Annotated in this window: 7 protein-coding genes; 1 reads left to right on the forward strand and 6 read right to left on the reverse strand. The window is 49.6% G+C overall.

The annotated features are described in order from the left end of the window. Nucleotides 1-93 precede the first annotated feature (93 nt). The 5 genes from ACTG3Z_RS17285 to recA all read right to left on the reverse strand — a co-directional run bounded on the left by ACTG3Z_RS17285 (nt 94) and on the right by recA (nt 5,482). Complete coding sequence (locus ACTG3Z_RS17285) at nt 94-369, reverse strand: hypothetical protein (RefSeq protein ID WP_439144246.1); 276 nt, start codon at nt 367-369, stop codon at nt 94-96. Nucleotides 370-596: 227 nt separating this feature from the next. Continuing rightward, complete coding sequence (locus tag ACTG3Z_RS17290; RefSeq protein ID WP_439144247.1) at nt 597-869, reverse strand: hypothetical protein; 273 nt, start codon at nt 867-869, stop codon at nt 597-599. A 412-nt stretch (nt 870-1,281) separates the two neighbouring features. After that, nucleotides 1,282-1,575, reverse strand: coding sequence for a DUF1330 domain-containing protein (locus ACTG3Z_RS17295; protein WP_439144248.1), 294 nt, complete (start codon nt 1,573-1,575; stop codon nt 1,282-1,284). 3 nt (nt 1,576-1,578) lie between these two features. After that, nucleotides 1,579-4,239: an alanine--tRNA ligase gene (gene alaS / locus ACTG3Z_RS17300; protein WP_439144249.1), complete on the reverse strand. Its 2,661-nt coding sequence runs from the start codon at nt 4,237-4,239 to the stop codon at nt 1,579-1,581. A 163-nt stretch (nt 4,240-4,402) separates the two neighbouring features. Beyond that, nucleotides 4,403-5,482 (reverse strand): recombinase RecA, encoded by a 1,080-nt coding sequence (gene recA, locus ACTG3Z_RS17305; RefSeq protein WP_375266725.1) that lies wholly within the window; start codon nt 5,480-5,482, stop codon nt 4,403-4,405. Between the two features lie 175 nt (nt 5,483-5,657). Here recA and ACTG3Z_RS17310 point away from each other — a divergent pair, with 175 nt between their 5' ends. Next, on the forward strand, nt 5,658-6,248 hold the full coding sequence (locus tag ACTG3Z_RS17310; RefSeq protein ID WP_439144250.1) for a gamma-glutamyl kinase: 591 nt from the start codon (nt 5,658-5,660) through the stop codon (nt 6,246-6,248). Here ACTG3Z_RS17310 and ACTG3Z_RS17315 read toward each other — a convergent pair. Next, nucleotides 6,245-8,074 (reverse strand): ATP-binding response regulator, encoded by a 1,830-nt coding sequence (locus tag ACTG3Z_RS17315; RefSeq protein WP_439144251.1) that lies wholly within the window; start codon nt 8,072-8,074, stop codon nt 6,245-6,247. The genes ACTG3Z_RS17310 and ACTG3Z_RS17315 overlap by 4 nt on opposite strands. Nucleotides 8,075-8,319 lie beyond the last annotated feature (245 nt).

An 8,319-nucleotide genomic window follows, 5' to 3' on the forward strand; every position in this document is an offset into this window, starting at 1 on the left:
GTACCGTGGCTGTAGGCTAAATCCGTCTGGGGTAAGGGGGAGATCGGCCTCAGACCGATTTGTGCAACAAAGCCCCTGCGCAATCAAAAGTCTTTAGTGATGATGGCACTTAACCTGCTTCATCACATAGTGGGAACCCGTCTTAAGAGTTGCAACCTGACGGTATACTGGTGGGTAAGAAACCAGCTCGATGCGACCATTGCGGTGCTCGTACTGCTTTTTGCCACCCTTAACGAGGTGCTTTGTGTAGTGGTATGTCGCTGGAACCAGCTCTTTGTCGTAGCAAGCGACTGTCTTGCCTTCCCAGGCCATTGCTGGCGCTGCGAAACCGATTGCTGCGATAACTGCTGTAAATAGGGTCTTTTTCATTTGTAACACTCCAATAATATGCTCAACTAAGGCACGAACCTTTCACCAATTCATCGCGTCAAGAATTAGAATAGATCGTGTTTTAATTGTGTTTGTGGCTAATTTATTGAAAAAACGATTATTACCCTAAAATCCGAGCCAATAAAAAAAGCGCGAGACCGAAGTCTCACGCTTTAATTGACAGCAACGCTCAGCGCATAATTGCAGGCTGTGCGCCGATTATCTACTTAGTGATGGCAAGAGATCTCGCGCATTACATAGTGTGCGTCAGAAGTCTTAGTGCGAACTTCTTTGTACACTGGTGGGTAAGCAACAAGCTCGATGTGACCATTGCGGTGCTCATACTGAGACTTGCCTGCTTTAACGAGTACTTTCGTTGCAGAGTACTTTGCAGGGACAAGGTGCTTGTCGTAGCAAGCTACTGTTTTGCCTTCCCAAGCCATTGCAGGTGCTGCGAATGCGATTGCTGCGACTACAGCGGAAACGAGTGTCTTCTTCATGAAATTTCCTCCAGGTTAACCTTCACGTATCAAAAACTTACCTTAAACAAACTTGCCGCAGCTATAGGGAAAACAGTGTTCTCCCGTACGAGGTTAACCAAAACCCCTTATTTTACTTGCATTTGGGAAATAATGTGATGTTTCAGCACCAGTTTTATCAACAGGCTCTAAGATGAAAAAAGGCGAATTTGTGATGGGTGCGAAACAGTTGAGCTATCTTGTTTAGATTGTTCACTTATTTGTCTGAAAAGGCAGATCAGAAAGCCGAATCGTTCAGGTTCCCAGACAGGTTGCGCCCTCACTTACTCACACGTCCCCGTGATTTTTGAAAGCCAACCCACGTCAAAATGCAAAACACCGGCAAAGAGATGCCAGTGTTTCAACTCAATCAGGCAAAAACCGGCCTAAAGCGCTACGGCGTCGCCTCTTCCACAATCACGAGATCGCGCTCAGAAGCGCCACGTGCAAAATCCAACGCTGCTTGATACGCCGCTGAATGGTAGCAATCATGCGCGGCTTGCAGCGATGGGAAGCGCGCAACGACGTTTCGAGCACGATCACGCCCCTCTAGCTGCTCATGCTTACCTGCACGCGCAAGAAACACGCCGCCATGATCCGCAATCGCGCCCGTCGCGCGGCTTGCGTATTCTTTATATGCGGCCTCATCAGTCACGTGCACATTTGCAATCCATAATGCTGTTGGCATGTTCTATCCTTCCAGTATTTTCTTAGCAGCGGAAATGGCTGCGTCAGCGTTGCTCGCATCCTTGCCCCCGCCTTGCGCCATATCTGGACGGCCTCCGCCACCCTTACCACCAAGCTCCACAACTGCGGCCTTCACAAGATCAACAGCGGAAACTTGGCCTTTGCAATCATCTGTAACGCCAGCTGCAACCGCCGCTTTGCCGCAAGTATCAGCAATCAAAAGCACCGCACCGGAGCCGATGCGCGCTTTATGCTCATCAATCAACGACGGAAGATCCTTGCCAGAAACCCCGGACAGAACCTGAGCGACAAAATTCATGCCGTTTACTGTTTCAGCCTCGGTGCCACCCTGCCCGCTTCCGCCAGACATCGCCAGTTCTCGGCGCAGCTGTGCGACTTCATTGCTCAACGCTTTGCGCTCTTCCAGCAATGCTTTGACACGCGCAGGTGCGTCGGTGGCAGGCGCTTTTAGATCAAGCGCAATTTCAGCAAGACGCATATCTTGCGCACGCAAGTGATCAAGCGCCGGTTGTCCGGTCAACGCTTCGATCCTGCGAACCCCTGCACTAGACGCACTGTCACCCAAAAGCACAAAGGCACCGATATCACCCGTTTGACGGACATGCGTGCCGCCACAAAGCTCCAGTGAATAGGTATCGCCCTGTGCGCCTTTGCCAGATCCCGCTTGCGTTCCCATAGAAACAACGCGCACTTCATCGCCATATTTTTCACCAAACAACGCTTGCGCACCCAATGCACGTGCATCGTCTGGTGTCATAATACGTGTGTCCACCGGTGCATTTTGACGGATGTAGGTGTTGACGTCCTTCTCCACCCGCGCAATTTCAGCCAAACTCAGCGCGTTGCCATGTGAGAAATCAAAGCGCAAACGATCTTCTGCATTCAACGATCCACGCTGCGCCACATGATCACCTAGTGTTTCGCGCAGAGCTTCATGTAGCAAATGCGTCGCAGAATGGTTCGCGCGAATTGATGTGCGACGTAGGTGATCAACTTCCAAAACAGCGGCACTGCCTTTGGAAATCTCACCCTCTTCAATCGTTGCGACATGAATGAAGATGCCTTGGCTCTTCTTTGTGTCAGTTACTTTCGCAACCCCTGTTTCGGTTTTAATCACACCTTGGTCGCCAACTTGACCACCGCTTTCGGCATAGAATGGCGTTTGGTTCAGAATGATCTGTACCTCTTGCCCCACTTTTGCGCTTTCAGCCTGTTTGCCATCGACAACAAGCGTTGCGATCTGACCCTCGGCTGTTTCCGTGTCATAGCCAAGGAAATCGGTCGCGCCTTGTGCATCAAGAATATCGAACCAGATGGCACTATCTGCGGCCTCTCCCGTTCCAGACCAAGCAGCGCGCGCTTTTGCTTTCTGCGCATCCATCGCTTTGTTGAACCCATCAACATCCGCCTCACGCCCTTTTTCGCGCAGCGCATCTTGGGTCAAATCAAGCGGGAAACCGTATGTGTCATAGAGCTTAAAAGCCGCATCACCGGAAAACACTTGCCCTTCTGGCAAGCCGACCAGCTCATCATCAAGCAGCTTTAATCCGCGATCCAAGGTTTTCTTGAAACGTGTCTCCTCTTGGCGAAGCGTCTCTTCAATCAAGGCTTGGGCCTGACCAAGCTCGGGAAACGCTGCGCCCATCTGGCGTACAAGCGCAGGCACAAGCCGGTGCATCAATGGATCCTTCGCACCTAGCAAGTGTGCGTGACGCATCGCACGGCGCATAATACGACGCAAAACATAGCCGCGCCCGTCGTTCGCAGGCATCACACCGTCAGCGATCAAGAAAGAGGTCGAGCGCAAATGATCCGCAATCACGCGGTGATGCGTGTTGGTTGGACCATCAGGATCAACACTTGTGGCATCTGCGCTCGCTTCGATCAGCGCGCGCATCAAATCAGTGTCATAGTTGTCATGCTTGCCTTGCAACAACGCACCAATCCGTTCGAGCCCCATGCCCGTATCAATGCTTTGCATTTCGAGCGGCTTTAAAGTGCCATCCTCAAATTGCTCATTCTGCATGAAAACGATGTTCCAAATTTCAATGAAACGATCACCGTCTTCTTCCGGGCTTCCGGGAGGGCCGCCCCAAATATGCTCGCCATGATCAAAGAAGATTTCCGTGCAAGGCCCGCAAGGACCCGTTGGCCCCATGCGCCAAAAGTTGTCATCGGTCGCAATGCGAATAATCCGATCATCGCTAAGCCCGGCAACTTTCTTCCAAATGTCCGCGGCTTCGTCATCTGTATGATATACTGTGACCAGCAGCTTATCTTTTGGAATTTGAAATTCCACTGTAAGCAACTCCCACGCGTAGGCGATCGCTTCGGACTTGAAATAATTTCCAAAACTGAAGTTACCGAGCATCTCAAAAAAGGTGTGATGACGCGCTGTGTAGCCAACATTGTCCAAATCGTTGTGCTTGCCACCAGCGCGCACACATTTTTGCGACGTCGTTGCGCGGTTGTAGTCCCGCGTTTCCAAGCCTGTGAACAGATTCTTAAATTGAACCATTCCCGAGTTCGCAAACATCAGCGTTGGATCATTGCGCGGGACCAAAGGGCTCGACGGAACAATCGCGTGCCCTTGCTTTTCGAAGTAGTTTAGAAATGTGGATCGAATATCGTTGAGACTTGCCATGTGACATATGCCTTTTGGGCCTGAATTGCGTTACAGTTGGGATAACGCTCCAACTTAGCACTGTCCACAGGCCACGCTGACATGAACGTTTTTCACTCTCAAAACAAACAAAGCGCCCCCAAACGGCGGCGCTTTGTGTCAATAATCGTAACTTTTTGAAGCTTTATGCTTCTAAGATATCGTCATCATCTTTTTGCTCTTCTTTCGGCATTTCGAAATCAAGACCATGCGACGCGCGAATTTTGTCTTCGATCTCATAAGAAATGCGTGTGTTTTCTTTCAAAAACGTTTTCGCATTTTCCCGACCCTGCCCGATGCGTTCATCACCATAGCTGAACCAAGAACCCGACTTGTCAACGATGCCAGCTTTTACCCCAAGGTCCAGTAGCTCGCCCATTTTGGAAATACCTTCCCCATACATGATGTCGAATTCGACCTGTTTGAACGGTGGGGCAACCTTATTCTTCACAACCTTAACACGGGTGGCGTTTCCGACGACCTCATCACGATCCTTCAACGCGCCGATGCGGCGAATATCTAGGCGCACAGATGAATAGAACTTCAAAGCGTTACCGCCAGTCGTTGTCTCAGGGGATCCAAACATCACACCAATCTTCATCCTGATCTGGTTGATAAAGATAACCATACAATTGGAGCGACTGATTGAACCCGTCAGTTTTCTCATCGCTTGGCTCATGAGACGCGCATGCACGCCAACACTGCTATCGCCCATATCCCCTTCGAGCTCGGACTTTGGCGTAAGTGCCGCGACGGAGTCGACAACAATCATATTTACCGCGCCTGAGCGCACCAAAGTATCAACGATCTCGAGCGCTTGTTCTCCAGTATCTGGCTGTGAAATCAGCAATTCATCAAGATTAACGCCAAGCTTCTTTGCATACTGTGGATCGAGCGCATGCTCAGCATCAACGAATGCACATACGCCACCCTTCTTTTGCTCCTCTGCGACAGTGTGCAAAGTAAGTGTTGTCTTACCAGAGCTTTCTGGACCGTAGATTTCAACGATGCGACCCTTTGGCAATCCGCCAATGCCAAGTGCGATATCAAGACCAAGGGAGCCTGTTGAGGTCGCCTCGATCTGCTGGACAGCGTTTTCATCGCCCAATTTCATAATCGAGCCCTTACCGAACTGACGTTCGATTTGCGCCAATGCGCTATCAAGGGCTTTTTGCTTGTCTGCTGCTGCTTTGCTGCTCATGTTCAATAAATCTGCCGTTGCCATTGTTTCTGCTTCCTTATTTCATATGCCACAGGTCGCAGCAATCGGTTCGCATGTTCTCTTCTTGTTCTAAATGGATACAAAAAGAGAACAAATCAAGCTAAATCTTCATTCTGGTAGATTCCACCAGATCGGTTAAGAATGCGTTTAGAACGTCAGAGAATATGGAAATTTCACTATGCTTGTGTTTTGGAAGGAAAAATTGGTTCTGCTCTCTGTTCCAAAGACAGGGACCACTGCAATTGAAAAAGCACTCGCAGGGACCGCGTCGATGATCATTTCCGACCCGCCGGAACTCAAGCATGCGCCAGTTTACCGCTACAACAGATTCTTTCGTCCTATGTTTGAGAAAGCCTGCAAAGCCGAGATGGAGACTTTTGCGATGATGCGCGAACCCATCAGCTGGCTCGGAAGTTGGTATAAATACCGTCAACGCCCATTCCTGGACGGAAAGCAAAACTCAACCGCAAACATCAGTTTTGATGACTTTGTGTTAGCGTATATGAAAGGTGACAAACCTCCCTTCGCCAACGTGGGGTCGCAAGCCAAATTTTTGGAACCACGGCCAAATGGCACAAAGGTTGATCATTTGTTCAAATATGAAGACACGTCAGGCTGGGTGGGTTTTTTGGAGAACCGGTTTCAAAGATCTTTAACGTTCGAAAGACTGAACGTGTCCGCCGGAGGCCCACCAAAACTTTCCCCTAAAGTTGAAGAACGCCTGCGCCGAAAATTGCCCGAGGAATTTGAGCTTTGGGAACAGCTTTAAGCGCTGAGTTGGCTCTGAACAGTTGATGTAAGCTCTGCCAAAGAAAACGGTTTGGGTAGAAAGACTGATTTAGATAGCAAAGGGCATTGCCCCTTAAATGCGCCCTCTGCGTAGCCTGATATGAAGATTACATTGACGTCAGGCCGCCGTTTCATCGCCTCTTGAACCCAAGTGGGGCCGTCCATCCCAGGCATGACAACATCGGTAACGAAGATGTCTACCTTTAAATTTTCATCCTCGAGCAGTGAAAGCGCAGATTCTGCAGAGTCTGCTTCGATGACCTCAAAACCACGCATACTCAAAGCACGCGACGCAAATGCGCGTACTGGTGCTTCGTCCTCGACTAACAGAACGACGCCGCTGCATTGCTCAGTCGCTTTCGGGCTAACATGCTCTGTCGATTTTCGCTGCAAGCTAACAGCACTTTCGCTCGCTGGAAAAAGAAGAGAAAAACAAGTGCCTTGCCCGACTTCGCTATCCGCAAAAATAAAGCCGCCTGTTTGTTTGACGATACCATAGGCAGTCGAAAGCCCTAAGCCGGTCCCCTCTCCAACACGTTTCGTTGTGTAAAATGGTTCAAATATTTTTTGCAAAGCATCTTCGTCGATTCCGACACCTTCGTCACTCACACGCACCACGATATAGTCACCTGCCGGAACAGTGACGCGATCTCGTTTGAGCGGCGCTGCAAGCGTTTGATCCTCTGTTTGTATCTTGATCTCTCCACCTTGCGGCATCGCATCGCGGGCATTCACGACTAAGTTCATAATGACTTGCTCAAGTTGGCGCTTATCAGCCCGCACCGCTTTCAGAACAGGGTCATGTGTCAGCGTAAGCGTTACAGTTTCGCCAACCAAACGATTCAGAAGATGAGTTAAGTCTGACAGGGTATTCCTTAAGTCAAGTTGTTCCAACTGAAGGGTTTGCTTGCGAGAGAATGCGAGAAGTTGACTAACTAAACCGGCAGCGCGATTTGCATTTTGATGAATTTGCATCAAATCTGCATAGTCTTGATCACCAGCATCATGTCGCAACAGCATTAAATCGCAGTGACCTGAAATAGCGGTTAATAGGTTGTTAAAATCATGTGCCACGCCGCCCGCCAACTGACCAATCGCTTGCATCTTTTGGCTTTGAACAAATTGTGCTTCGAGCGATTTGAGCTTTGTCGCATCAGTTAAAACGGCCACCAAGCAAGACTTAGAACTGTGCTCCATTTGCTTGAGCGCGACTTGCACAAAGGTCTCTTTCGTTGCGCCACGAACGCGCAGAAATTCTGCGTTGACGACGCTATTGTCGTTACAAGCAGCTGAAATCCAATCAGAAATCATTACGCCATGGCTATCAAATACGTCAGGAAGCGTTTTGTCACTAAGATCCGAATAGCCGAGAAGTGTCAAAGCGGCTGTATTCGCTTCATTTATCAGACCTTGCTCATCAATAAACAAAAGCGGGATTGGCAAGTCTTTGAGTGCTTTTGTCTGTGTCCTCTGTTCATCCGCGACAGGCGTCACAAAAATCTGTGATCGATCGCCTTGCAAGCGTTGGACTTCAACACTCGCTTTGATCGTTCCGCGGGTTGTTTGGAGTGTTTGCACCTGCCCATCCAGTGGCACATTCGTAAAGAACACGCGATCCAAAGACTTTACACGCTCACCAATTAAGGTGCGTGCAGCTTGGTTCATGAAAAGAATTGTCCCCTTTTTTCCAACGGTAAGCATCGCACTTTCAGGCGGCTCAGCGACCGTCGCGTGTTTTACGATATTACATCGCCAGAGCTGTTGATGTGCGTGCTGCTGCACGTAGATTTCAACGTCCGCGGACATACCGCTTAACTTTTCCTCAAAGCAGCCCTGCGCAAGTGTTTCGCGAGTAATCCTCGAGACGACGGAGGCTGAATTAGGCAAATATGGCTCAAAAAACTCAGCGACACGCTTTGCTTTTATTGAACGCTCCAGCGCCCTTTCATTTTGCCAAACAATTTCGCCGTCGTTTGGGCTTTGTTGCACAAATCGGTCTGAGGCCGATCTCCCCCTTACCCCAGACGGATTTAGCCTACAGCCACGGTACT

This window comes from Planktotalea sp., assembly GCF_965659345.1.
GTDB lineage: Bacteria > Pseudomonadota > Alphaproteobacteria > Rhodobacterales > Rhodobacteraceae > Planktotalea.